This is a genomic window from Synechocystis sp. CACIAM 05, assembly GCF_010222815.1.
Taxonomy (GTDB): Bacteria; Cyanobacteriota; Cyanobacteriia; order Cyanobacteriales; family Microcystaceae; genus Synechocystis.
Window position 1 is genome coordinate 2,894,674 of sequence record NZ_CP019225.1, and the last position, 23,951, is coordinate 2,918,624.

The 23,951-nt window shown below is 48.1% G+C and carries 19 protein-coding genes and 1 tRNA gene; 9 read left to right on the forward strand and 11 right to left on the reverse strand.

Annotated elements, in window-relative coordinates; all coding sequences use genetic code 11:
• Nucleotides 1-424: 424 nt before the first annotated feature.
• A complete protein-coding gene (locus BWK47_RS13695; RefSeq protein WP_010873859.1) occupies nt 425-1,948 on the reverse strand; it encodes an ammonium transporter in 1,524 nt (507 codons plus the stop codon).
• A 274-nt stretch (nt 1,949-2,222) separates the two neighbouring features.
• Entirely contained in the window at nt 2,223-2,915 is a 693-nt protein-coding gene (locus tag BWK47_RS13700; protein WP_237269654.1) for a bifunctional 4-hydroxy-2-oxoglutarate aldolase/2-dehydro-3-deoxy-phosphogluconate aldolase, read from the reverse strand.
• A 47-nt stretch (nt 2,916-2,962) separates the two neighbouring features.
• Here BWK47_RS13700 and BWK47_RS13705 point away from each other — a divergent pair, with 47 nt between their 5' ends.
• Nucleotides 2,963-3,970, forward strand: coding sequence for a hypothetical protein (locus BWK47_RS13705; RefSeq protein ID WP_162329070.1), 1,008 nt, complete (start codon nt 2,963-2,965; stop codon nt 3,968-3,970).
• Nucleotides 3,971-4,015: 45 nt separating this feature from the next.
• Entirely contained in the window at nt 4,016-6,451 is a 2,436-nt protein-coding gene (locus tag BWK47_RS13710; protein ID WP_010873862.1) for an HD family phosphohydrolase, read from the forward strand.
• 37 nt (nt 6,452-6,488) lie between these two features.
• Here the strand turns inward: BWK47_RS13710 and BWK47_RS13715 are convergent, their stop codons facing one another.
• The 3 genes from BWK47_RS13715 to BWK47_RS13725 form a co-directional block, all read right to left on the reverse strand.
• Nucleotides 6,489-7,751, reverse strand: coding sequence for a vWA domain-containing protein (locus BWK47_RS13715; RefSeq protein WP_162329071.1), 1,263 nt, complete (start codon nt 7,749-7,751; stop codon nt 6,489-6,491).
• Between the two features lie 82 nt (nt 7,752-7,833).
• Nucleotides 7,834-8,910 (reverse strand): RuBisCO accumulation factor 1, encoded by a 1,077-nt coding sequence (locus tag BWK47_RS13720; protein WP_162329072.1) that lies wholly within the window; start codon nt 8,908-8,910, stop codon nt 7,834-7,836.
• 201 nt (nt 8,911-9,111) lie between these two features.
• Nucleotides 9,112-10,206, reverse strand: coding sequence for a GUN4 domain-containing protein (locus tag BWK47_RS13725; protein WP_162329073.1), 1,095 nt, complete (start codon nt 10,204-10,206; stop codon nt 9,112-9,114).
• A gap of 118 nt (nt 10,207-10,324) precedes the next feature.
• Here BWK47_RS13725 and BWK47_RS17280 point away from each other — a divergent pair, with 118 nt between their 5' ends.
• Nucleotides 10,325-10,456, forward strand: coding sequence for a hypothetical protein (locus BWK47_RS17280; RefSeq protein WP_257793027.1), 132 nt, complete (start codon nt 10,325-10,327; stop codon nt 10,454-10,456).
• A 122-nt stretch (nt 10,457-10,578) separates the two neighbouring features.
• On the opposite strand, the gene BWK47_RS13730 is transcribed toward BWK47_RS17280, so the two are convergent.
• The 3 genes from BWK47_RS13730 to rlmN all read right to left on the reverse strand — a co-directional run bounded on the left by BWK47_RS13730 (nt 10,579) and on the right by rlmN (nt 14,318).
• Entirely contained in the window at nt 10,579-11,760 is a 1,182-nt protein-coding gene (locus tag BWK47_RS13730; RefSeq protein ID WP_162329708.1) for a M20 family metallopeptidase, read from the reverse strand.
• A 98-nt stretch (nt 11,761-11,858) separates the two neighbouring features.
• Nucleotides 11,859-13,136 (reverse strand): precorrin-6y C5,15-methyltransferase (decarboxylating) subunit CbiE, encoded by a 1,278-nt coding sequence (gene cbiE / locus BWK47_RS13735; RefSeq protein ID WP_162329074.1) that lies wholly within the window; start codon nt 13,134-13,136, stop codon nt 11,859-11,861.
• Between the two features lie 129 nt (nt 13,137-13,265).
• Nucleotides 13,266-14,318 (reverse strand): 23S rRNA (adenine(2503)-C(2))-methyltransferase RlmN, encoded by a 1,053-nt coding sequence (gene rlmN, locus BWK47_RS13740; RefSeq protein ID WP_162329075.1) that lies wholly within the window; start codon nt 14,316-14,318, stop codon nt 13,266-13,268.
• 125 nt (nt 14,319-14,443) lie between these two features.
• Here rlmN and BWK47_RS13745 point away from each other — a divergent pair.
• Nucleotides 14,444-14,515 (forward strand) — tRNA-Gly (locus BWK47_RS13745).
• Between the two features lie 35 nt (nt 14,516-14,550).
• On the opposite strand, the gene BWK47_RS13750 is transcribed toward BWK47_RS13745, so the two are convergent.
• The 3 genes from BWK47_RS13750 to BWK47_RS13760 form a co-directional block, all read right to left on the reverse strand.
• A complete protein-coding gene (locus tag BWK47_RS13750) occupies nt 14,551-15,897 on the reverse strand; it encodes a CIA30 family protein (protein ID WP_162329076.1) in 1,347 nt (448 codons plus the stop codon).
• A gap of 197 nt (nt 15,898-16,094) precedes the next feature.
• On the reverse strand, nt 16,095-17,798 hold the full coding sequence (locus tag BWK47_RS13755) for an ABC1 kinase family protein (protein ID WP_162329077.1): 1,704 nt from the start codon (nt 17,796-17,798) through the stop codon (nt 16,095-16,097).
• A 14-nt stretch (nt 17,799-17,812) separates the two neighbouring features.
• Nucleotides 17,813-19,186 (reverse strand): sensor histidine kinase, encoded by a 1,374-nt coding sequence (locus tag BWK47_RS13760; RefSeq protein WP_162329078.1) that lies wholly within the window; start codon nt 19,184-19,186, stop codon nt 17,813-17,815.
• A 156-nt stretch (nt 19,187-19,342) separates the two neighbouring features.
• On the opposite strand from BWK47_RS13760, the gene BWK47_RS13765 reads away from it, so the two are divergent.
• The 5 genes from BWK47_RS13765 to rpaA all read left to right on the forward strand — a co-directional run bounded on the left by BWK47_RS13765 (nt 19,343) and on the right by rpaA (nt 23,921).
• Nucleotides 19,343-19,978: a ParA family protein gene (locus BWK47_RS13765; RefSeq protein ID WP_010873876.1), complete on the forward strand. Its 636-nt coding sequence runs from the start codon at nt 19,343-19,345 to the stop codon at nt 19,976-19,978.
• Between the two features lie 111 nt (nt 19,979-20,089).
• Nucleotides 20,090-20,611, forward strand: coding sequence for a hypothetical protein (locus BWK47_RS13770; protein WP_162329079.1), 522 nt, complete (start codon nt 20,090-20,092; stop codon nt 20,609-20,611).
• A gap of 187 nt (nt 20,612-20,798) precedes the next feature.
• A complete protein-coding gene (locus BWK47_RS13775; RefSeq protein WP_199303575.1) occupies nt 20,799-21,350 on the forward strand; it encodes a hypothetical protein in 552 nt (183 codons plus the stop codon).
• 125 nt (nt 21,351-21,475) lie between these two features.
• Nucleotides 21,476-23,005: a PP2C family protein-serine/threonine phosphatase gene (locus tag BWK47_RS13780; protein ID WP_237269655.1), complete on the forward strand. Its 1,530-nt coding sequence runs from the start codon at nt 21,476-21,478 to the stop codon at nt 23,003-23,005.
• Between the two features lie 190 nt (nt 23,006-23,195).
• Complete coding sequence (gene rpaA, locus BWK47_RS13785; RefSeq protein ID WP_010873880.1) at nt 23,196-23,921, forward strand: two component system response regulator RpaA; 726 nt, start codon at nt 23,196-23,198, stop codon at nt 23,919-23,921.
• Nucleotides 23,922-23,951: the final 30 nt, after the last annotated feature.

Sequence of the window (23,951 nt, forward strand, 5' to 3'; positions counted from 1 at the left end):
ATTTATACACCTCAGTTATTGAGAAACTTCCATTGCTGATTTGACAAATTGAAGAAGGCAGTAATGGCTTTAGGAGACCTTATTATTGCTCCAATTATTTTACCTTCCCACCTACACTGATAGAAGAGCGATAGGTTTTCGACAGGCTTATTTGGTAGCTTTTTTGAATTTGGGATTCTTCCCCAGGTGAGCCATGGGGATTCTAATTCGCCCTGGCTGTTTATGGTGATAGTAGAATCGGCCCTCGGCATTCCTTAACAGGTAAACTTTTTCCACTAACCATCTGTTGCTCCTAACAAACAACAAAAGGGGAGCGGAAAAACCGACCCCCTTGAAGATAGTTACTATTTTTTGCCAGTTTGATGACAATTAATTTGCCTGCAGTCGGTGAAAGGATAAATTTTATCCTTCCAGCCCAGACGAATTATTCAGGGACAGTGGCACCGGAGACAGCACTACCAAAGGAATCAGTTTCCTTAACAAAGCCAGTGTAAGCTTCCATGCCGTGCTCGCCGATGTCCAAACCGATCATTTCTTCTTCGCCGGACACCCGGATGCCCATAGTTTGCTTGAGGATAGCCCAAACAACGAAGCTGAAGATGGCGGTGAAAGCACCGATCGCCAGAATACCAACGATTTGAATGATTAACTGGTTGATGCCGCCGCCGTAAAACAAGCCCTTCTCCATGTTGAAGAAGCCCACTGCCAGGGTTCCCCAAACACCGTTGACCAAGTGAACAGAAATGGCACCCACGGGGTCATCAATTTTAATTTTGTCGAAGAAGGCAACGGAGTAGACCACCAAAATTCCAGCGATACCGCCAATGATGACAGACCCCCAGTAGGATACTCCAGCACAACCAGCGGTAATACCCACCAGTCCAGCCAGTACACCGTTGATTACCATGGTCAAATCAGGCTTACCATCTTTGAGCCATGAGGTAAAAGTAGCGGTGAGACCACCAGCAGACGCAGCAAGGTTAGTGGTAACGGCAATGTAGGCACAGGCTTGATCGGCGGCTAATTGGGAACCGGGGTTAAAACCGAACCAGCCGATCCAGAGAATTAGACAACCAAGCATGGCAAAACCCATGTTGTGGCCAGGGATAGCGCCGGGTCGGCCATCGACAAATTTACCTAAGCGGGGACCGAGAAGGAAAGCTCCAGCCAAAGCAGCCCAACCACCAACGGAGTGAACTACAGTGGAACCAGCAAAGTCCATAAAGCCCATGGTGTAAAGCCAGCCGCCGGCATCCCAAACCCAGTGACCAGTGATGGGATAGGCAATACCAACCAACAGAACACTGAAGATCAAAAACTCATTAAACTTGATCCGCTCAGCTACAGCACCGGAAACAATGGTGGCGGCGGTAGCAGAGAACGCAACCTGGAACAAGAAGAATACTGCTACGGGCAACCCTTCTGGAAATGGGCTTAATCCATAGTTGGTGTGGTCGCCGCTCAGGAAAAATCCCCCGAAACCGACGAAGGGATTGCCACTGCTGCCGAACATCAAGGAAAAACCGATCGCCCAGTAAGCTATGGTGGCCAAGGCGAAAACGATCAGGTTTTTGGTCAGGATGTTAACGGCATTTTTTTGCCGGCAAAGGCCGGTTTCCAACATCCCAAAACCAGCGTTCATGAAGATAACCAGAATGGCGGCTATCAAAATCCAGATGGCATTAAGGGTTCCCTGGAGAGTGGCAACATTTTCGTTAACGGTTTCAACGGTGATGTTGACAATTTCTGTGTCTTGGGCGATCGCCGCGGCGTTCCAGATTGCCACAATCAGGGCTGTTAAGGGAACACAGGCCAACCAGGGAGAATTAATTTTACGGCGTACAAAGCGAAAAAGGGATGACTTTTCTGCCTCCGTACGCGAGGAATGTGTCCGATTAACAGGACTCCTCTCACCCACATTTAGTTTAGACAATATCGAATTAGACATTTTGTACTTTAATCTACATTGTTCTACGAAAGTCCGCCCCCACCCATTTCTCCCAAATTATTAAGCCAGCTCTGTGATAGTGCCCTGCCATAGATTTGGTCGAAGAATAGAAGAAACTAGACTTTTTCGGACATCAAACCATTAGAGTATTCAATTTTTACATGATTGTTTTCTGTATGATTTACTACTTTTCAAATGGAAAATTCGGTGTAAACCTGTGAACTTTAGTGGCTCCCCTGCTTTTACCCATGGGGTTAATCGTCTTTTTGTACTATCAGTCCCTTGGTGTCTGGATTTCTTTCAACAAAGTACGGATTAGATCGCCAATTTCTCTCCAGGCTTTGGTTTCTACTAAATGGGGGGGGAATAGCTGTCCAGATAGGCCAACGGCGATCGCTCCGGCCGCTAGGAAAGCTTGGGCATTTGCCAAAGTTACCCCTCCGGTGGGAATAAGGGGAATTTGGCCGAGGGGACCTTGGAGAGCTTGAATGTAGTCCACTCCTCCCAAGGTTTTAATAGGAAAAACTTTGACGGCGGTGGCTCCCCTCTGCCAGGCTTGGACAATCTCCGTGGGGGAAAAGGCACCGGGAATAATGGGGATGCCATGGGCCACGGCGCTGGTAATTAATTCTGGCTCACTGTGGGGGGTAAAGCAAAATTGGGCTCCACTGGCAACGGCCTGGAGCAAATCCTCCTGAGAGAGGACTGTACCCGTACCAATGGCACAATGGGGAAATTGATGACGCAGGTGAGCAATGGTTTCCCCCGGCTGGTCACTGTTCCAGGTAATTTCCACTAGTCCTATGCCTGCTTCGATGGCCACCTTAGCCAATTGCAGACTTAGGTCGATGGAATCAGTGCGAATAACGGCGATCGCCCGGTGCTGTCGCAACATTTTTAACCATGGCGATCGGAGGGCGGAGATAGCTGACTCCTGGGGGCAACCAAAATCATCAATGATGGACAAATTCCAAACTTCCTACATTCAACACTGTTCCAGATTACCGCTCCACCATGGCCCTTTCTCCCCTCTCCCGCTTTCAAGCTTCCTTACTCCTGGCCTTGGGGGGAAAAGACTGGGATGAAAACCACCAGAATCGAGCTAATTTCCCCCGATGGGGCCAACCCTGGCAGTACATATTATCCGAGCCTTACCAAACTCCTTTGCCGGAAAGATTTTGGCAAAATGCTTTGTCCCAACAGCCAGCCTTAACTACGGCAGAGTTGGTTAATTGGTTAATTGTTTTAGCTCTTTACCATCACGAAAATCCCTTCGGCTTTAGGCAGGATCTATCCCACTGGTTCCATCTTTGTCAGAATCATTGCCCTGCATGGGTCGGTGGTGACCAGGCCGAGCCCGCCTTATTACTATGGCAAAGACTACTGACCCTTATCCTGTCGGAAAGATTTGCCATTCACCAGTTGCCAGCCCTACTGAGAGCACCAGCGCAATGGTGGCCAGTTACTCCGGCCCCGGCATTTTCCCCAGAGTTACGCCAGGGCCTAACGGCGATCGCCGCATGTTTAGAAAATTATATTTCCCCCAGAACCACGGGCCAAACTGCCGATCCCTGGATCCATCTGGTTAGCACCGCCATTTATCTCTGGGGTCAAAACCCCGCCCAACCCCGGTTAATTCTTCGCCAACTAAGAATGGCAGAACAATCTTCATCAAAGGCGATCGCCCTTTCACCCCCGAGGAAAAATCAAGTGAATCACCCTGGCCAGAATCCTTATCCGGGGATTTTGTCCCCCTTAACCCTCGCCCTCGTGGGAGCTTATAATGGTATGGAGATTAGCCAACAAGCTCTAATAACAGACCATCGCTCCACAGTGCGCGCCAACTTTTTGCCCTTAGGACAACAACTTTGGCGGAGATGGTCCGGTCGTCTTAGTGTTGGTTCCGGCCAGGAAAACCCCGCCTTGGCTGTAGCTCCCCCGTTGGGAATGCAACGTCGATCTAGTTTAAAATTGGTCTCTCAACAGGAATATGCACAGATCCTCCCCACCCATGGCAACTAACTGGACAGCCCAACATTTTCCAGCCGTTGCCCATCCATTGGTGCTATGAAAGCAATTTTTGCCCTCCGCCAAGCAGTGGCGTCCCAACTAAAAAAGTCCACTGCCTCTAGCCATCCTCTCCCCAGGACCACGGCCTCCACTTCCCAAGATGAAACCATTTGGCAAAAAATCCACCGCTCCAGGTTTGTACGCATTGCCCACCCACCAGTGATGTTGGGTATTACAGTGGTGTCCCTCACCGGGGTAGTGGGTTACCGTTTCTATAACCAGCCCCAGCTCAGCGTTGGCACCGAATCTCCCTACACCATTTACGCCCCGGAAGATGGCAGTTTTGTGGACGAAAGAACCACAGAGGAAAAGCGGAAGGAAGTGCGGGCCGGTACCATTCCCCGCCTACAAAGGGATAACGAGTTAACCGCCCAACTCAAACAAGAAAGAAGTCAATATCTGGATGCCATCAACCAGCTCCGCTACCTAGCCGGTACCTTTCCCTACATAGACACCAAGATTTTTACCCTGGAGCAGCAACATTTACTTCGTAGTCTGGGGCCAGGGGAATGGCAACAATTGGAAGATTATATTAGCTATGGCCAGCCACTGCCCATGGCTTCACCCCAGTTGGCCAAACTGCAACAGTTATTTGATCAACAAAAAGCCACCACTTCCCCTGAAACCATGGCGGGCTTACTCACCAGCATCAGGACCGCCCAGGATAGATATGGTCGGGTGACGGCTCGCTTAGCGGAGGTTAAGGCCGATCGCCAGATTACCAATAACCAGATCGGGGCATTGAAGTTAGACGGGCCCACCTGGCAAACTACCCAACAGACCATTATCCAAGTCCATGACCGCATTCTCACCCAGGGCCTACCGGCGGGCATCACTGCTCCTCTGTTGGGGGAAACGGTACAACTCCATTTGCGCAACATTTTGCCCCCCCAGGCCCACCAAGTGGCGGAGAATAGCTTAAATAATTTACTCAAGGATAAATATAATCTGACTGTTGACAAGGAAGCCACCAAAAACTTGGCGGAAAAAGCGGTACTGGCCATGGAAAACGTCAAAGTATCCGCCGAGAAAAACAGTGTGATTGTGCGGGCGGGGGAAGTCATTACCCAAGAGCAATTTGTTTTGTTGGACGGCTATGGCCTGAGTCAGCGCCAGGTGAACTGGCAAGGCCTGTTGCGGACAGCAGGGTTGGTGGGGGGCGCTTTAATTATTTTCTGTGGAGTAAGTCGGCGTATCCATCGGCCCCTACGGCGGCGGGACCATATTCTCCTCTGTTTGCTCAGCGTCAGCACTCCAGTCTTATTTTTGCTTGACCCGGTCTATAACAACCTGCCGGCCATCAGTTTGCTCACCAGTAGCTTTTATGGCCCCACCCTGGCCATCACCCAAGTGGTATTGGTGGGGGGATTGTCCGCCTTTGCCATGGAATCCATTGTTTGGGAATACTTGTTGGGTAGTGCAGCGGCGGCTTTGTTGGCGGGTATGATTGCCAGTAAGCTCCGTTCTCGGGATGAGTTGGCCCTGTTGGGGGTAGGGGTAGGGGCCACCCAGGGCATAGTTTATTTATTCACATATTTAATTGTTAACGCCTCAGCGGTCACAATTATTTGGTACACTGCTCTGCCCAGTGCCATTGTCTATGGCCTACTCGGTTTGGCTTGGAGTGCCATGGCGATCGGGGTTTCTCCTTACCTAGAAAGATTGTTCGACGTGGTGACCCCCACCAGGCTAGTGGAATTGAGCAATCCCAACTGCCCCCTGCTACAAAGGTTGGCCAAAGAAGCCCCTGGTACTTTCCAGCACACCCTATTTGTGGCCTGTTTAGCGGAATCGGCGGCCAGGGAATTGCGCTGTAACGTTGAACTGGTGAGAACCGGAACTTTGTACCATGACATTGGCAAAATGCACGACCCCTTAGGATTCATTGAAAATCAGATGGGGGGCCCTAATAAACACGATGAAATCAATGATCCCTACGTCAGTGTGGACATTATCAAAAAACACGTTTCCGAAGGGTTGGTGATGGCCCGACGTTACGGTTTACCGCAGGTGGTGCGGGACTTTATTCCTGAACATCAGGGACAAATGTTGATTTCCTATTTTTATATCCAAGCCAAGGAAGCGGCGGAAAGGGCGGGGGAACCGCCAGTTAATGAAGAGGAATTCCGTTACACCGGTCCCATTCCCCAGTCTCGGGAAACCGGCATTGTGATGCTGGCGGACAGTTGTGAGGCGGCGTTGCGTTCCCTCAGAGAAGCCAATCCAGAAACCGCCATGGCCATGGTTAACCGTATTTTTAAGGCCCGCTGGCGAGATAACCAATTGCAGGATAGTGGCTTGAAATACGAAGAATTGCCCATTATTGCCGATGTTTTCGTACGGGTGTGGCAACAGTTCCATCACCAACGGATTGCCTACCCCAAGGCGGCCTTAGATGTGCAGGTAACTAGTCCTTCCACCACCAGATTTTAGGCGGAACTCAAGTTGGGAAAGCCCTAGGATATCTGTATTAATGCTCTGATGGTGCAGAGGGCGGTTGGAGAGTGGTTTTGCTGACCATGCGGGTCTTTTTGCGATCGCCTTCGGACAAATCTTCCCCGGATTGGAGTCTGGTGGCATTGGTTTGCAAAATAGTAGCGCCATTTTTATCGCCCATTTGTAGGGCGGTTTTGGCGGCGGTTTGGAGCATGGTGGCCGCCCCTTGGCGATCGCCGGCTTTGAGCTTAGTTTCAGCGATTTGGGTCTGACGATATTTAGCCAGGGTGAGAATGGATTCCTGCACTTGGACATCGGTGCTGGGTTGGTACTGGGTTTGCACCTGAATGGTCAAGGGTAACGGGTCGGACAGCAGATTGGTTTGCCCAGAAGCAGGGTCATCGTAACGAATTTGCACTTGGCCAATGACGTGTTGCCCCGGCGGTAATTGGTCTAGGTAAAGGTTGAGCAGTAAGACCCTTTCTTGGTCGGTCATCAAATCTCCTAGACGCACTTCCTCGATTGCTCCCTGGTTTTGCACGGTTAAATCCATGGTTTCCGGCGACACCTGGGCCACGGGTTTGACAGTGGCGAGATGGGCTTGGGGGGCTAATTCCAGCAGGAGATGGGCGTTGGTTAATCCGACATTGCTCATGCGTTGGAATAGTTGGCGAAAGGTCTGCAACGCTTCGCTGGGATTTTCGATGTAGCTTAAACTGCCCTGGGCCGAAGCGGCGATCGCCTCCAGCACGTCCTGATTCCAATGGTCGCCAAAACCAAGGGTATGAACCGTGAGCTTATAGTCCGATGCCACCGTGCCAAGTTTCAGGCAACGGTCATTATCCCCGTGCTCATTTTCCCCATCGGTGAGCAGAAAAATGTGGGAAACCCGGTCTTCCTTGCCTTTGGCCGCTTCCTGGATCCCTAGTTTCAATCCCTCATCAATGGCGGTGCCCCCTTCTGCTTTCAACCGTTCAATGCCCTTGGCGATCGCCGCCCCGTTCCGGACCTGTTGATTTTCAATGACAATTTTGGCCCGGTGGTCGAAGGCAATGACTGAAAGGCGATCATCTTCCCCCAGGCGATCGATCAACCCCAAGGCCGCACTTTTAACTATTTCCAAAGGCTGACCATCCATGGAGCCACTGTGGTCCAACACCAAGCACAAATTTAAAGGCAACCGGCGATCGTGGTCATCCGCTTTGGCCGCCACAGCTATCCGCAACTGCCGCTGACTGGTGGGGGCCCCAGCATCCAAATTTTGGTCACTTAAAAGCAAGGAAAGGTCGATACGCATGGGGAGCAACTCAAACTTTTTCCTTTAGCTTACTCCAAGATTTTTGCCCCTGGGATGTTCCACCGATGAGCAAACCGCCAGTTTAATCATCCATTTGCCATGGTTCCCGCAGGTTATTGGCATCGAAAATTTTCTTCGGTCGTAGCACCAACACTACCTGGGCTAAAATCTCCCTTTCTGGCTCTGTTTCGCACCATTGAATTGCTACTGTTTCTCCTTGGTTGAGCAGAAAATAACTGCCATCATTCCAAATTTTTTTGCTGCGATCCACCACCACCAAAACCTGTTCATCCTTACGGGCTAGGGATTCCGACACTTGCCCTGCCGGACAAAAAATCGCCACCGGATCTTCCGCGGTCAAAATTGCTTGCCACTGGGGCACCGGCACCACCGCCCCTTCCCCTTGGTAATTAACTAAACCAAAAGGTTCCACTTGCTCCAGAGACTGTACTGTCTGCACCGCCTGGGGCTCAAGGGGAAAAATCCCCGCCACTGGAATAAGTCTGGCCGCTTCCTGGTCTTCCTCAAGGCGAAACACCGGCACCAAGGGAGCTTTCCGGCTGGGCTGGGCGGTTAAATCAGTCAGTAATTTTTCGATCGCCTGACGGGCGTTGAGGGAATGGGCAAATTTCAATCCTTTGACAATTAAACGGGTTCTTTCCGGCAAATTCTTTTTCTGCCGGGCTAATTTCCAACATTGATAGGCCAATGCGTCCCCAGGATGGTCGGTGAAACCTTCTGGCAGTTGGGACAGGTAACCAAATTCCTGAAATGCCTTAGCCAATTCCTTCGCTTCATCGGCAGCCAAATTCTTCTGCTGGGCCTCCACTGCGGCGATCGCCCGTTGTTGGTGGTTGAGGATGCGTAGCTCGTACAGCACGTCACTTTTGGGACCCCGATAATAGGATAGTACCGTTTCATCGATGCCTTGCTTGACCAGACTTTCATACACTTGACTAGCCACAATCACCAAATTTTGCTGCACTTTTTGGAAGCCGGACTGCTCAAAAATTTCTTCAGCACCGTAACCTGCCTTCTGTAATTGCTGACATTTTTTACCCCAATCCACCCAAGTCCCCTCTTTATGCAACAGGGAACGGATCAGTTCAGCGGCTTCGGCGGCGCTCAGAGTCGGGTTGGATTCAGGGGAATGGGTCATTCTGTAATGGAAAATCTGTCAAATAGATCAATCTCTTCTTAAATTCTATTGCCTGATGCACATATTCCGGCTCAAAATCTTACCGAATCCGGTGGAATAGTACTTCGAGAAAATTGATTATTTACAATATTGGCAATTTCTTGTTTGGCTTCAGTTTATAATGCTCGTCTTTTCATGCGAGTTCAAATTATGCTACTAATCTTAAAGATTATGGAGTAATTCCTCTGTGTTGTAAAGCTCATTAATGTCACCAATGTTATCAAACCTAACATAAGTACACAATTTAGACTGTTCAATTCTTTTTAAGAAGAAGTAAAATCTTTCTCCCTGGCCATCGATAAAACCACCCCACCATGTACCCTGCCAAATCGGAAGGAACGGGAGGTGCCCTTTTGGTGCATCTAGAGAAAAGTTCAAATCATGATGATGATTAGGCCATTTCGCATTTACGTACCAGCCTAAAGCAGATCCATATTTTCGCCATTTTTCTGAATCAAGAATAATTTTCCCCTGATTAGGAAAACAATCTTTAAAGACTTCTAATTGCGCTAAAAATCCAAAACGACTATCACTATTAATTTGCCACAGTTCGTCTATTTTTTGTAGATGACCCACAGGCAAGTTTGATATATCATCAGGATTTAGACTGATTGTTTGACCAGATGCCTTTAATATTAGTTGAGAAGTTATTTCATCTGCTTTTTGCCAATTTTGTTGTGCCAAATTTTCTTCAAGTTTTTGTAATAAATAAGAATCCAATGGAATTAAGTTTGATCTTGTTTTTTCTACCGATGTTGGCGTTGGCACTAAGATTTTTTCGACTTTTTCAATTGATTTCTCTACCTTTAAATTTGGTTTTTGTACTGGTTGATTTTCACCTGCTCCAAAAATATAGACAGTGTTGCCATAATCTGTAAACTCATAACCAGCATCAAATTCTTTCGCCATTTGCTCTAAAAACACCCTTGCTTCATCACCGGAAATTTGTCTTCTACCTTGACGACTCACATGAGATACAAATTCAAGGATAGTAATTTTTCCATCGGCAATCTCAACTAACTCTACAAATATTTTGCGAAGATAACTAATTTTTTCTTTTTCTGATTTTTGTTTTTGCCGATTATCCCAAATAAAATAACCTGAAATTCCCCAAAAAACAAAAGTACCAGTAATTCCACCAAAGATAATTTTGGTGTCATCTGGAGTTTTTTCTTTATCAAATACAGGACTTATGCCAATTAATAGGCTAATTAATCCCCCTATTAATAAGATAGAAATTAAAAGTTTTTTCGACATCTAATTCTGCCTCTTTTTAAAAATTTCTTAGTTCAAGCAATCATATTGTCATTGCATTTAATAGCTGTTCTTCCCTCTCAATTGGTGTAAAACCTTAACGTTGAATGTTTTCCATTACATGGCGGGGTTCCAAGAACTGGAGCAAATAATCTGGGCCACTGGCTTTGGAGCCTACCTCAGACATTTTGAAACCACCGAAGGGTTGGCGGGAAACGATCGCCTAAGTGATAAGTGGATCACAATTACGTAAAGTGTAAAATTATTTAGCTATTATACTCTACCTAACCTCTGGTGATAGCTATTTTGTCATCCATGTCAATCCTCAAATTCAAAATCCCTCCTTAACAGTTCTTGAATTTGGTCATTAAGGCATTACATTGAAATGCTTTGCCAATATTGCCAGGCGGCGTAGCTGAGGGTGACAACCCCCGTTAAAATTGCCGTTTCATCTGCTTCAAAGCGAGGATGGTGCAAAGGATGGTTCATTGGGCGATCGCCAAAGCCAGTGCCTAAACGAAACATGGCTCCAGGGGAGTGTTCTAGATATAAAGCAAAATCCTCTGCTCCTAGGGATGGTTCAGGAATGAGTTGCAGGGCTTCTTCCCCCCAGGCTTGGCGTACCGAGTTTTCCAACAATTTATTTAACTGAGCATCATTTTGTACTGAGGGCACCCCTCGGCGGTAATTGACTTCATATTTTGCCCCATAGGTCTGACAAACGCTGGCCACAATACTTTCGATCCATTTAGGCAGTTGGGCATGGGTTTCGGGATGGAGCGATCGCACTGTGCCGGCCATGCGGACTTGGTCGGCAATCACGTTGGGAGCCCGGCCACCGCTAATTTGCCCCAGGGAAAGCACCATGGGCCGGAGGGGATTTTGGGTGCGGCTAATGGCCTGTTGCAGGGCTGTGATCACCTGGGCGGCAATCCAAATGGCGTCGATCGCCTCGTGGGGCCTAGCGCCGTGCCCCGATTCCCCTTGGATAAAAATTTCCAGATCATCCGCCGCCGCTGTCAACGCACCGTAACGAATGCCCACCTGCTGGGCCGGAATAGAAGGAAAAACATGAACGCCTAAAATATGGCTGACCCCCTTCATGGCCCCATCTTGGATCATCCAACTGGCCCCCTGGGCAATTTCCTCCGCTGGTTGAAATAAAAAGCGCACATCCCCCGGTAACCTATGCCCCATTTGGGACAACACCATGGCCGTACCCAAACCCAAAGTGGTGTGGATATCGTGGCCACAGGCATGCATCACCCCCGGATGGCGGGAAGCAAAGGGCAAACTCACCATTTCTTCGATGGGTAACGCATCCATATCGGTACGGATGGCCAACAGCCGCGGATCGTCTCCTTTGCCGGACAACTGCCCCACCACCCCCGTTTTCCCGATCGCCTCTTCGACGTGGAGGCCACAGGAGGACAACACCCCCGCCACATAGGCCGCCGTTTGATATTCTTGGCCGCTCAACTCGGGATGGGCATGGAGATGGCGACGGATTTCCACGAGCCGGGGCAATAGGGTTTGGGCTAAATTTTTTAGCTCCACCAGGGCAGCATCGGTATGTTGGGGGGCAGAGGATAGCAAAGTGGCAAAGGGAAAATGTTAGTGGTGCTTTTTAGTGTAGAACACGGCATTGGGGGAAGTTAACCAAGGTCGTCGTTTCCCATGGAGTTCCTCCCCGCAGTGAGCAAATAAATCGGATTGAGGGGATCAAAGCGGGTCAGTTCGGCAAATTTAACGCTCTGGCTAATTTGCACCTGTTGCACTTTCACGTGCCATTGTTGCTGCTTAAACCAGCCCAGGGCTAAGCTCAAATGCTCCAAACTGGCGATCGCCATGACCACCAAACCATCTTGTCCCAAACGTTCCCCACAGGTCTGCAAAATGGGGATTAATTGCCCGCCATTACCACCAATGAAAATTCGGTCAGGAGTGGGTAAATTGACTAAAACCTCTGGGGCAGGGCCGGCCACTACCTCGACATTTCGCACTTGAAATCGTTGGCAATTTTGTGCGATTAACCGTTGACCAGCGCTAGTTTTTTCAATGGCAAAAACTTTTCCCTGGGGACACAACCGGGCACCCTCGATCGCCACTGACCCAGTACCGGCCCCAATGTCCCAAATAATTTGTCGGGGTTGCAAGGATAAAGCGGCTAAAATTTGCACCCGGATAGGCTGTTTGGTAATCATGCCAGGGCGATCGCCAAAGCTGGCAAAGTAATGATCTGCAATGCCCAAAATGGGTAACTGATCCAGATCAATTACGGGATTTTCTGGCTTTTGTTTAACTAGCACCACTACATTGAGGGGGGAAAAATCCGTTGCGGTTAGGGATGCTAAAGATGGCAAATCAAAGGCTTGAATCTGTTCATTTCTTGCCCCTAAGTTTTCACAAACCCAAGCTTGGTAAGTGGTGGTTAACCCCAAAGATAAACATAAATTGGCGATCGCCCCTGGATGATTTTGCCCATCGGTGAGAATGGCTAATTTTTTTGCTCCTTTTTGCAGGGCTTGTGTGAGCAACTCGTTGGATCTTCCATGGGCACTGATGATGGTGGCATCCTGCCAGGGCATTTTTAAGTGATTAAAGGCTAGCTGGATGGAACTTAAATGGGGATGGAATTTTAATTGTTCCGCAGAAAATTTTTCTAGTAACAACCGTCCTAAGCCAAAGTAAAGGGGATCACCGGAAGCTAAAATGACGATAATTTCCCCAGTTTTTAAAGTTGTATAAATTTCTTCAACTTTCTTTAGATCCGCAGAAAAATCCTTGATGACTAAACTCTTTTCGCCATACTCCGGGAAATAACTTAAATGGCGATCGCCGCCGGCCAATATTTTTGCTTGGGCAATTAATTCTAGTGTTGAACTAGTCAAACCGTCGGCACCATCCAGGCCAATGCCCACCACATGGATCATTTAATTAAATTTCCTCACTAAAAATCGACCAAGCTTAAAGTTTAGAAGGCATTTGTAAGTAAATCTCTTCCAAACAAAATAACAATCATTTCCCCCCTTTCAAAGGGGGGTGAGGGGGGATAAAATTAATCACGCCATAGGAGTTAATTTCGTTAATTCTTCCTTGCGGGAAGCCCGTAACTGGCCACAGGCTGCATCCGCTTGTACTCCCCGGGAATAACGCACACTGACTGCAATGCGATGGTCACTCAAAACCTGGGCAAACTGATTGATTTGCGCTTCCGTCGGCCGCTGATAATCAACTTCGGAAATGGGATTGTAGGGAATTAAATTGACATGGGTTTGGAAGCCCCGTAAACGCCGGGCCAGCTCTTCTGCATGGATTGGTTGGTCATTAACCCCCGCCAGCAGGACATACTCAAACGTTACCCTGCGCCCCGTAGTTTCCACATAGGCCCGACAGTCCGCCAACAATTGTTCCAAAGGATAATGTTTTGCACTGGGGATTAACGATTGTCGCAAAGTTTGATTGGGAGCATGGAGACTAACCGCAAACGTCACTTGCAAATGGCGATCGGCTAGTTGGCGAATTTTCCCCGGCAACCCCACTGTGGAAATGGTCAACGCCCGCTGGCCAATGCCCACCACTTGATTAAGACATTCCACCGCCTTCACCACCTGGGGCAAATTTAACAGCGGTTCCCCCATGCCCATGAAAACCACATTGCTCACCCGTTCCTGGAATTCCTCCTGTACGGTCAGCACTTGGTCAACAATTTCATGACTTTCTAAATTGCGGATGAACCCTCCTTTGCCCGTGGCGCAGAAATTGCAATCCATGGCACAGCCAACCTGGGAGGAAACGCACACCGTTAAACGCTTACTGCTGGGAATGCCCACCGTTTCAATAATCAACCCATCTGCCAAACGGAGCAGGTATTTCCTGGTGTGATCCGGGGCCACCGCACAGTGGTCAATGACCGATCGCCCGATGGGGTAATGGGCATTTTTTTCCCGCCACACCTTCGGCAAATCCGTCATGGCCGTTAAGGAATGGGCCCCTTTTTGATACAACCATTGGTGAATTTGCTTACCCCGATAGGCCGGTTGGCCAGTGGTTTGCACCCAGTCGGTTAATTCCGGCAGGGAAAGGGATAGTAGAGGAGCGGGGGAAGGGGCCATGGCGATAAGCAAAAAGAAGCAGATACCGCCAGTCTAAGGCAGATTCCCCATCAACTACAAAAAAATTTGCCACGAGTGTTGACAGAAAAATCTTTCTTTGGCATATTGATAAAAGTCTGAAATTTGCGGGTATAGCTCAGTGGTAGAGCGCAACCTTGCCAAGGTTGATGTCGCGCGTTCGAATCGCGTTACCCGCTTCGTAAATAAAACCAAACTTTCCCTGGATCTAAACCTAGCGCCGGTCAAAGTTGAGTTGTCTGAGTAGGAATGGCCAAGCGGTGTTGTTACTGCCCCCAGTTGTGCCATTGACTTCAAAGGTTTTACCTCCAGCTTCCGCCCATTGCAAACTGTCCACACATAACTTGGCGATCGCCCAGCGACTCACTTGGCCCCGCAGATTATCCCCCTGGGCAAATTGCAACATTTCTGGATTTTCCGACTCCGTTAAAGCACAGGGCCGAACGATGGTGTAGGTTAAACCACTGCCCCGGATGGCATCTTCCCCCCGTAATTTCCAAGTCAAAATGCCCCCCAATTGGTCATTGAGGCGCACCGCTGGTGGTTCTTCGTCCAAATTTAACCCTGGGCGACCGGGACGGGTTACCCCCGCAGAACTGACGTGGATGAATTGGGGCGTGAGGGGATTGGCATAGGTTTTGATGGATTCAATTTCCAGACCAAATATGCCCGGAGAAAAGCTGGGATTTAGCCCACCATCGTACTCAAATTTGCTATGCATCAACTGGAAGGCGGACACCTGGGCAGAATTGAATGGGCCCTTTTCTGGCACGGTTTTGGCCCGAAAGACGGGAATTAATTGTTGGAAGGGAATACAAACTGTTTGGGGACGATTATTAAATGTGTCGAAGGAGTAACAGTAGCTCAGCCCATCCCAGTCGTTTTGGCTACGGATAATGAATTTGTAGCGCTTACCGTCCCCTTGGATGCGGAGTTGAATGCCCTCAGCGTAGGAAAGATCCAACGCCGGTTCAAAATTTGGCGATCGCACCGAAGCAAAGCCCCCATTATTGGCAGTGGAAACTTCTCCGGTGAATAAAGCCCGATCGCCAGTGAGCCGCCATTGGCTAGCACTAATGCCCCCCATCACCCCGTCATCAACGGAGTACCAAGCTAAGCGGGGGGAATCGGTCTGACGAAAATCGAACAGGGTATTTTCCTTGGGTTGAATATGCTCTTTGACCACCGCCAGCAGGTTTTTGATGCCTTCATACTCGACTTGCTCCGGCACATCCACCACTTCCGGTAGGTAAAATTTGAGCCCTTGGTAATACTTTTCCCGTTGGGGCGTGTCCCCTTCCACTGGCTGAACTTTGGTGCCACTACAACAAATCACCGCCGTTACCCGGGCCATTAATGCTGGAGTTAAACTTTCCCGAATAGTTAAATCACCACCGAAAAATTCCAGGCGATCGGGTAGCCTACCCCCAAACCAAGCTTGAAAAAGTTTTTTGGCCCTGGGCACATCCCGCACCAACACCCGCACCTCTTGGCCTCCGTCAATGAGCAATTTAACTACCCTTTTGCCCACGCCGCCGGTGGCGCCCACAACTAAAATCACAGTATTTTTCCCTTGGTTGACAGCACTGTTTCTAATCTAATCTTCCTAGGGTCTTTGCGCTAGGCAACCCAGTTGAGCTAGCAGTACGGTGGGAATTTCCTCGGGCCGTGGCCAAAGATTTCCAGAAAGAGCATTTAAGTATTGAAGGTTATTAGGACTATTTGTTAAACCTAATGGTGCCTAAAATTTTTAGTTAACTACCTTTTTTGCACCAGTCGGTCTAACTTTTCTTGCACGGCCAACTTGATCAAAGACCGGAGTAAAAAGAGGCCAAATAGTCCCGCTAAGCCGAAACCCACCACAGCAAAACGAGCATAGACCGTGGATAGCAAGACCGTTGCTGATAGTAAAGTAAAGCCCGTTAAACAGGCAAAAATGAGACTTTTTAGGGCCAAGTGGATTTTCCGCAACAGGCGATCGCCTTCCGGGGAGCGGGTGGCAAACTGGAGCTCGCCCCGTTCTAATTTGGCGGCCAATTCCTGGAGAAATTGTTGGTTACGGGATGGTCTGTTCAATTGGTCGAGGGCAAATTGTTTAACCTGTTGCAGCAGCGCCATGGCCAGGGAACGTTTAGGTTGGGCAACGGTGACGCTTTGGATGAAGGGCTGACTGGCGGCGATTAAATTATAGCGGGGGTCCAAGGCCCGGGCGATGCCATCTAGGGTGGAGATGGATTTTAAAATAAAGGTCATTTGGGGCGGTAGGCGAAAGGGTTGTTGTTGGAACATGGCATAGACCTCTTCCCCCACTTGGTCAAAGGCTTTAATATCAATCGGTTTATCGCGAAAGTTATCCAGTAAAAAATTAATAATTCTTTTAACGGGACTTAGATCACCTTTCGGTTCCACTAGGCCCATATAAATTAAAGCTTCTAACACCTGGTTGGTGTCCTTTCTCAACACAGCAAAAAAGGTTTGTACCATTTGATCCTTGGCAATAATTTTTACCTCCGCCATGGTGCCAAAATCATAAAAAATTAAGTCCCCCTGGCTATCCACCGCCATATTGCCAGGATGGGGATCGGACTGGAAAAAACCATCAACTAGTAACTGTTTTAAATAGGCGCAAATACCGGTTTGAATCACTAAATCTAAATTAATGCCAGCGGTTTCCAAGGCTTGGCGATCGTCCACTTTAATGCCCGGTAAATATTCCAGTGTTAAAACCATACGGGTGGTATATTGCCAATAAACTTCTGGCACCCTAACCCTGGGATAATCAGCAAAGTTTTGGCGGAATCTTTCTGCATTTTTGCCTTCGTGAATGTAATCAATTTCCAAAAAAAGCAGGGAGAAAAATTCTTGATAAATGGCTTCAATTTCATATTTTTGAGCCAGTTGGCGGAATCCGGGTAACCATCGTTTGGCTAACCGCAATGTTTGATGTAAAAGCTCAAAATCTAGATTTAATAAACTATCCAATCCTGGTCTTTGTACTTTCACCACCACCGCTTCCCCGGTGGGCAACACCGCCCGATGCACCTGGCCTAAACTGGCCGATGCCAGGGGAGTAACTTCAAATTGTTGAAAAATCTCATCGATCGCCCCGTGCAATTCCTGTTCGATAACGGCGATCGCCTGACGGGAATCAAAGGGAGGGACCCGGTCCTGGAGTTGGGTAAAAGCTTCGATATATTCCGCGGGAATGATATCCGCCCTGGTGGAAAGGGACTGACCAATCTTGATAAAAGTAGGGCCCAAATAAAGTAACTGTTGCACCAACCATTGGGCTCGACGATAGCGCCGTTGGGCAGAGCGGGGGGCTGTGAGCCGGTCCCACGACAAAAAGAACACAAATAAAAGAAAAACCCTAGTGACCGCCAGTTGTCTGCGCCACGGCCTACGGGACAAACCCGACCAACTGAGGGGTCGATCCGCCATCGGTTGCGAAATGAGCATCATCAACGGAGGAAAAATTATTCAGTCGCCCCAGACTCCGGAATCATTAAGGTAAAAGTTATTACGGTCTGGCCTGGCTGGCAGGAGGGCTTTCCCACAACGCTGATTTTACCATTGAGTTGCTCAATTAAAGTGCGGACAATGGTTAGCCCCAACCCAACCCCGGCGATCGCCGAGTCAATCACCCATTGCTCCCGATAAAAAGGATCAAATAAATGTTGGAGATTTTTGTCATCCACGGCCACAGTCTGATTACTAAAAGTGCATTTAATATTTTTTTTAACTTGCATTGAGATTTGCTCACATTGTTCTAGGGTGACCACAATGGGACTATCGGCCACGGCAAACTTTTGTGCATTAGTTAACAATTCTTGGAAAATTTGCCGCAAGTATTTATCATCAGCGGCCACCGAATTAATCCCATGGTCGTAATGAAATTGTATTCTGTGATTGTCTTCCTGCAAGGGAAAGCAGTGGTCAATCACTTCCTTTAGCAAAATAGTTATATTTAAGTCATGGATTTGTAGTTGATTAACCTCTTTTTTTAGTTGCTTTAATTGTAAAATTTTGCTGTTAATATCATTGAGTTTATCCCACGCTTGATCAATAATTGCCAATCTTTGTTCTAGCTTTTCTGGGGTAGGGGGAGTGGTGCGTAAAGTTGCAACTACGATGCGGATGGTGGCCAGGGGATTGCGGGTCTGATCACTCATGATGGTAATAATATTGTTAATTAATTTCTCATTCCATTGTTTTTGTTGTTCTAATTGTCGGCGACTAGCTTCATACCAGATTTTTAAAATTGGGCTGTCTTCAAAAATGTTACGGGAAGAATGGAGCGGGCTGATGGGATCAAATTCAGTAAGATTTATAGAAGGGATATCCTGCAATATTCCATCGCTAGGCGACTCAATTCCTGACAATAATTGATTGATAATCCCCAAATCATTCTGGAGTTTTTGTAAGGTAAATTGCCGTTTTTTTGGCATTGTTTCACCCGTGGCTGAGCAGTCATACACCGCTAGAATTAGCCCATTTTCCTTGCCTTGGAAAAATGTTTTGATTCCCTCCACCCTAGGGTAAGGTAAATGAAAAACGTCTTGCCACAATGGCCATTCTGCTGTTGTCAAAGTTAATCCTTCCCCATTGGCGATCGCCTCCATAATCTGGGGAGAGCAATGCTGCCAAAAGTCTTCGCTGGGCCAACGGCCATGCTTGCCAGCCAAGGACCAAAACCAAGGCTGGCTCCGACCCACCACCCACACCACCACCTCCGACTGTAGGGCCAGGGCTAATTTCTGAGCTAGCAAAACAGGCACCGGTTCGTTCCCTGGAGGAAGACAAACGAGATCAATGAGGGATTTGCCAAGGGACGCATAGTGGATTGCCATTCGTATCAATCAACAATTGGATAACTTTCACGCACCAGCTAACTCCCCAGGATATGGGTAAAAATTGGCTTCTGACCCCAGTATAATTCCCTAAATAGAAGGAACAATTGTGGTATGTTGAGGAGCAACGGTAATAGGTCAAGGTAGGGGAAACCGGTGTCCACACCAAAGATTTTGGCAGTAGTTAACGGCAAGGGCGGCGTTGGCAAAACCACAACCGCAGTTAACCTGGCCGCAATTTTAGCGGAAAAGCGATCGGTACTTTTGGTGGATGCGGACCCCCAGGGCTCTGCCAGTTGGTGGGTGGAACGCAGTGGAGACAAAATGGGTTTCCATCTCAGCCAAGAAAATAATCCCCAGGCATTGAAGGACTTGCCCCAGGTGGATGACTACCAAATTATTGTCGTGGACACACCTCCGGCCCTCCGTTCCGAGGCATTAAGGACGGTCATTGGTCTAGCTGATTATCTAGTATTGCCGACGCCCCCGGCCCCCATGGATTTGACGGCGTTGATCGACACAGTAAAAACCGCTGTTAATCCCCTAAGGGTGGCCCATCGGGTGCTGTTGACCAAGGTGGACTCCCGCAGTCTGAATGAAACCCTCGAAGCTCAAAATACCCTCCTAGAACTGGGTATCCCCGCTTACCATGCCTTTGTGCGGAGCTATAAAGCCCATGAGCGGTCTGTGTTGGACGGTATGGCCATTACCCAATGGAAAGGCAAAAATGCGAAGGAGGCTCAATCAGATTATCGACGGGTGGCGGATGAACTTTTGCGAGAATTACTCTAGGTTCTGGACTGTGTTGGTCGAAATTTACCGAGTCTATTTTCCCAACCTAAACCCAGAGTTTGATCATTGACTCTTAATACCTATAAATATTTATAGATTTTCCCTTTAACTATGGCCAGAAAAAGCTTATCGGATCTGCTCAAACAAGAAGTTAAAGCCCAGTCCCAACCAGAGTTAGATGCTGGTATTTCCCCTGATCTCGAGCCAACTCCAGAGGCCTCTGTGCCTGAACCTACAGCAGATTTGGCCGAGCTTCAAGCCCAGTTGAACAGTATTAAAGCGGCACTGCAAGCAGAAAAAAGCCAAGGGCAAAAATTAAAAGAGCAGTTACAACAGGAAAAGAAAGCTCAGGAAAAGGTTAAACAACTAGAACAAAGTTTAAAACAAGAACAGGCCAGGGTGAAAGAGCTCCAGAACGAAGTTCAATTGGTGGAGAAACTGCAAACAGAACTGAAGGAAGAAAAAAATTTGGTGGGCAAACTGTATAGCAAAATTCAAGATTTGGAAGAGGATTTAGCTCCCCAAGTCAGCGCGGCCCTTACCACCCTCTCCAGGGCCATGCCTGTCCGTTACGTCGCTCCCAAACAACCTCCCACCAATTTGAGCGATGAAGACATTGGTTGGTTCGATTAATTTGACCAAGAGGTGAAATCCTATCTTTTCCATTACCCCACTACGGGCGATCGCCAAAATGGCCCTGGACAATGAAAATTTCCCTTGCCATGGGCTAGGATCAATTGCCATGGGGTCGCCGTGGTTCAGTTAACCACCTGGCATCAATGGCAAAGACAACACACCGATTCAAGTTCCGTCAGTGGTCATGAGAAACGCTTTAACTATTTTTGCTTTACTCCTTTCGAGCACCGGCATTTTTGTCTCCTTGGCTAGGGAGGAGTTACGCTGTCGAGTGGGACTAAGCAGTACCGAATGTCCCCCGGCGATCGCCCAGCCGGAGAATAACGCTCCCCAGGATAGTGGTGCCCAACTGGTCAATTCTGAGTTGCGTCCCATCATCCCCAGCGAGGCGAAGTCCGATAAGAACCCTAATCCCGCCGCTGAAACGGCTAAAGTGCTAGAAACGGAAGCCACCGAAATAATTGAAGAAAATCTAGTTCCCGTCGGAGAAAATGCTGGGATTCCATCCCCCGATGCCAGTGCCCAGCCTTCTTCACCCCCTCTCCATAGTCCCCTGGGCAACCCCATGGAGCAAAAAATCGTGGACACTGCCATCATCAGTAACCCAGCTCCGAAAAAAGCCTTACCCACCGAAGCCCCCATTGCGCCCCCCGCCAGTAAAAATCCAGCAGAAGATAATCTCATTCCAGTCATTCCAGCGGAAGGGGTAGCTATTCCCGTGGCTCCACCACAGTAGTGGTAAGTTTGGACGATTAAATGCTAGGTTAAAATTTTCACTTTCCTCGCGCCTAGCCGGATAACCCAGGAACGATAATTTGCAGCAAACCGTCACCGTGGCCTCTACCATGGGAGGGTTTTGTGATGTTCCGCCCCTTGTCCCGGGCCATTCAGGTGGCAATGTATTATCCTATTCGCATTGTTGCGGCGGCGATTATTTTAACAGCGTTACTGTTTATTCCCCTGGGGTGGAGTTCCTGGCAAACCTATCTAATTTTTCAAAATACGGTGGCTGTGGATTTTCAACTCCAGGCCCAGGCTGGCAAAATTGTCCACTTAGACGAAGTCTTAACCATGTCTTCTCAAATGGCCGCCGCCACAGGGGATTTGGAGTGGGAAGCACGGTATCTCAAATTTGAACCGGAATTAGGAGCGGCGATCAAGCAAGCCATTGCCATTGCACCAGAAGCCTATGAAGGGGAAGGAGCCCAGGAAACTGAAATCGCCAACAACCGTTTGGTGGTAATGGAAACAAAAGCTTTTGAGTTGGTGCGGCAGGGAAATTTGTCCCAGGCCCAGGCCATGCTCAACAGCCGGGAATATCTGGGTAATAAACGAATTTACATTGACGGCATTGCAAGGAGTGAACTGGCGATCGCCAATCGTATCCAGGCCAACCTAGCTAATTTTCGGCAGACATTATTTTTTGCTAGCACCCTGGCTGTAGTTAGTTTAATTACCTTAATTCCCCTCTGGGCTGTGGTGCTAAAGGTTTTGCAAATGTATATTAAGGACCGGGAAATAGCCAGACAGGAAGTGCTTAAAGCAAACAGTCAACTGGAAATAAAAGTAGCAGAAAGAACAGCAGACTTAGCCAAAGCAAACGAAGCAATTACTGGCCTCAATGCTCAGTTAAAACAGGAAAATATGCGATTGGGAACCGAGTTAGATGTAGCGAGAAAATTACAAATGATGGTTTTACCCAAACATGAAGAATTATCAGAAATTACCGATTTAGATATTGCTTGCTACATGGCTTCGGCCACTGAAGTGGGGGGAGATTATTATGATGTGGTTAAAATCGGTAACCGCATTTTTATTAGCATTGGCGATGTCACTGGCCATGGGTTAGAAAGTGGAGTAATGGCCATAATGGCCCAAACTGCGATCCAAACTCTGCTAACGGCAGAAATTACGGAAGCAGTGCAATTCCACAATTTACTCAATCAGGTTCTCTACAAAAATACCCAACGGATGGAACTGAGTAAAAATATGACCCTGGTGATGTTAGATTATCAATCGGGGGAATTAATCCTTAGTGGCCAACATGAATCCATTTTTGTGGTTCGTGCTGATGGCGCCATAGAAGAAATAGATACCATTGATTTAGGCTTTCCCCTTGCTTTGGAGAAAGATATTACGACCTTTATTGCCCGCACCCAAATTAATTTACATTCAGGGGATGTGGTTGTGCTATACACCGATGGTATTCCCGAAGCAGAAAACGGGGAAAAACAATTTTATGGTTTGGCAAGATTTCAAGAGGTGCTCATTGCCAATCACCAGTCAACAGCCTTGGAAATTAGTCAAGCAGTGGTGGAGGATTTAATGGCTTATATTGGTGACAGCCGGGTTTTTGATGACATTACTTTAGTCATTTTTAAAAAAATATAGTTAGCTTCAGCACAAGATTATCCATGTTTTAGATGGAGTTTTTCTTGGTCATAATGCTCGCAAGTCTATAATTACTATAAAAATGCCGCGGGAAACAGGGCGCTAATTTTCAGGCCCTGGGACTGTGAAAGCCTTTATAATAGGTTGCCCCTTTAAAATCGTTTTTTTCCTTTAGTTTTAGTCCCTGAGCATGCCTCGAATACTGATCATTGACGATGACCCGGCAATTTCCGATTTAGTCTCCATTAATTTAGAAATGGCAGGCTACGATGTCCAACAGGCAGTGGATGGCATCAAGGGGCAAGCGTTGGCGGTGCAACTACAACCGGATCTGATCATGTTGGACTTGATGTTACCCAAAGTGGATGGATTTACGGTTTGTCAACGTTTGCGCCGGGACGAACGCACAGCAGATATTCCGGTTTTGATGCTAACGGCGTTGGGTCAGATCCAGGATAAAATTCAAGGCTTTGACTCTGGGGCGGACGATTACCTCACTAAGCCTTTCGACGTGGAGGAAATGTTAGCCCGGGTGAGGGCCCTACTGCGACGCACCGATCGCATCCCCCAGGCGGCAAAACATTCAGAAATTCTTAACCAGGGACCCCTAACCCTAGTGCCCGAAAGGTTTGAAGCTATTTGGTTTGGTAAAAGTATCAAGCTGACCCATTTAGAGTTTGAGTTGCTTCACTGTCTGTTGCAGCGCCATGGGCAAACGGTTTCCCCCAGTGATATTTTGCGGGAAGTATGGGGCTACGAACCAGATGATGACATTGAAACCATCCGGGTCCACATTCGTCACCTCCGCACTAAGTTGGAACCGAATCCCCGTCGACCTCGCTTTATTAAAACGGTGTATGGGGCAGGCTATTGTTTGGAACTGTCAACGGAAGAAGGAGGCGGTAGTCCAACGTAGGTTTTAGCTTAATTTCCAGCCCATTATTCC

Bases quoted from the DNA above. Each gene is read 5' to 3' on its own strand.
- BWK47_RS13695 (WP_010873859.1), bottom strand. From the start codon at position 1,948: ATGTCTAATTCGATATTGTCTAAACTAAATGTGGGTGAGAGGAGTCCT.
- BWK47_RS13705 (WP_162329070.1), top strand. From the start codon at position 2,963: ATGGCCCTTTCTCCCCTCTCCCGCTTTCAAGCTTCCTTACTCCTGGCC.
- BWK47_RS13710 (WP_010873862.1), top strand. From the start codon at position 4,016: ATGAAAGCAATTTTTGCCCTCCGCCAAGCAGTGGCGTCCCAACTAAAA.
- BWK47_RS13715 (WP_162329071.1), bottom strand. From the start codon at position 7,751: ATGCGTATCGACCTTTCCTTGCTTTTAAGTGACCAAAATTTGGATGCT.
- BWK47_RS13720 (WP_162329072.1), bottom strand. From the start codon at position 8,910: ATGACCCATTCCCCTGAATCCAACCCGACTCTGAGCGCCGCCGAAGCC.
- BWK47_RS13725 (WP_162329073.1), bottom strand. From the start codon at position 10,206: ATGTCGAAAAAACTTTTAATTTCTATCTTATTAATAGGGGGATTAATT.
- BWK47_RS17280 (WP_257793027.1), top strand. From the start codon at position 10,325: ATGGCGGGGTTCCAAGAACTGGAGCAAATAATCTGGGCCACTGGCTTT.
- cbiE (WP_162329074.1), bottom strand. From the start codon at position 13,136: ATGATCCATGTGGTGGGCATTGGCCTGGATGGTGCCGACGGTTTGACT.
- rlmN (WP_162329075.1), bottom strand. From the start codon at position 14,318: ATGGCCCCTTCCCCCGCTCCTCTACTATCCCTTTCCCTGCCGGAATTA.
- BWK47_RS13755 (WP_162329077.1), bottom strand. From the start codon at position 17,798: ATGATGCTCATTTCGCAACCGATGGCGGATCGACCCCTCAGTTGGTCG.
- BWK47_RS13760 (WP_162329078.1), bottom strand. From the start codon at position 19,186: ATGGCAATCCACTATGCGTCCCTTGGCAAATCCCTCATTGATCTCGTT.
- BWK47_RS13770 (WP_162329079.1), top strand. From the start codon at position 20,090: ATGGCCAGAAAAAGCTTATCGGATCTGCTCAAACAAGAAGTTAAAGCC.
- BWK47_RS13775 (WP_199303575.1), top strand. From the start codon at position 20,799: ATGAGAAACGCTTTAACTATTTTTGCTTTACTCCTTTCGAGCACCGGC.
- BWK47_RS13780 (WP_237269655.1), top strand. From the start codon at position 21,476: ATGTTCCGCCCCTTGTCCCGGGCCATTCAGGTGGCAATGTATTATCCT.
- rpaA (WP_010873880.1), top strand. From the start codon at position 23,196: ATGCCTCGAATACTGATCATTGACGATGACCCGGCAATTTCCGATTTA.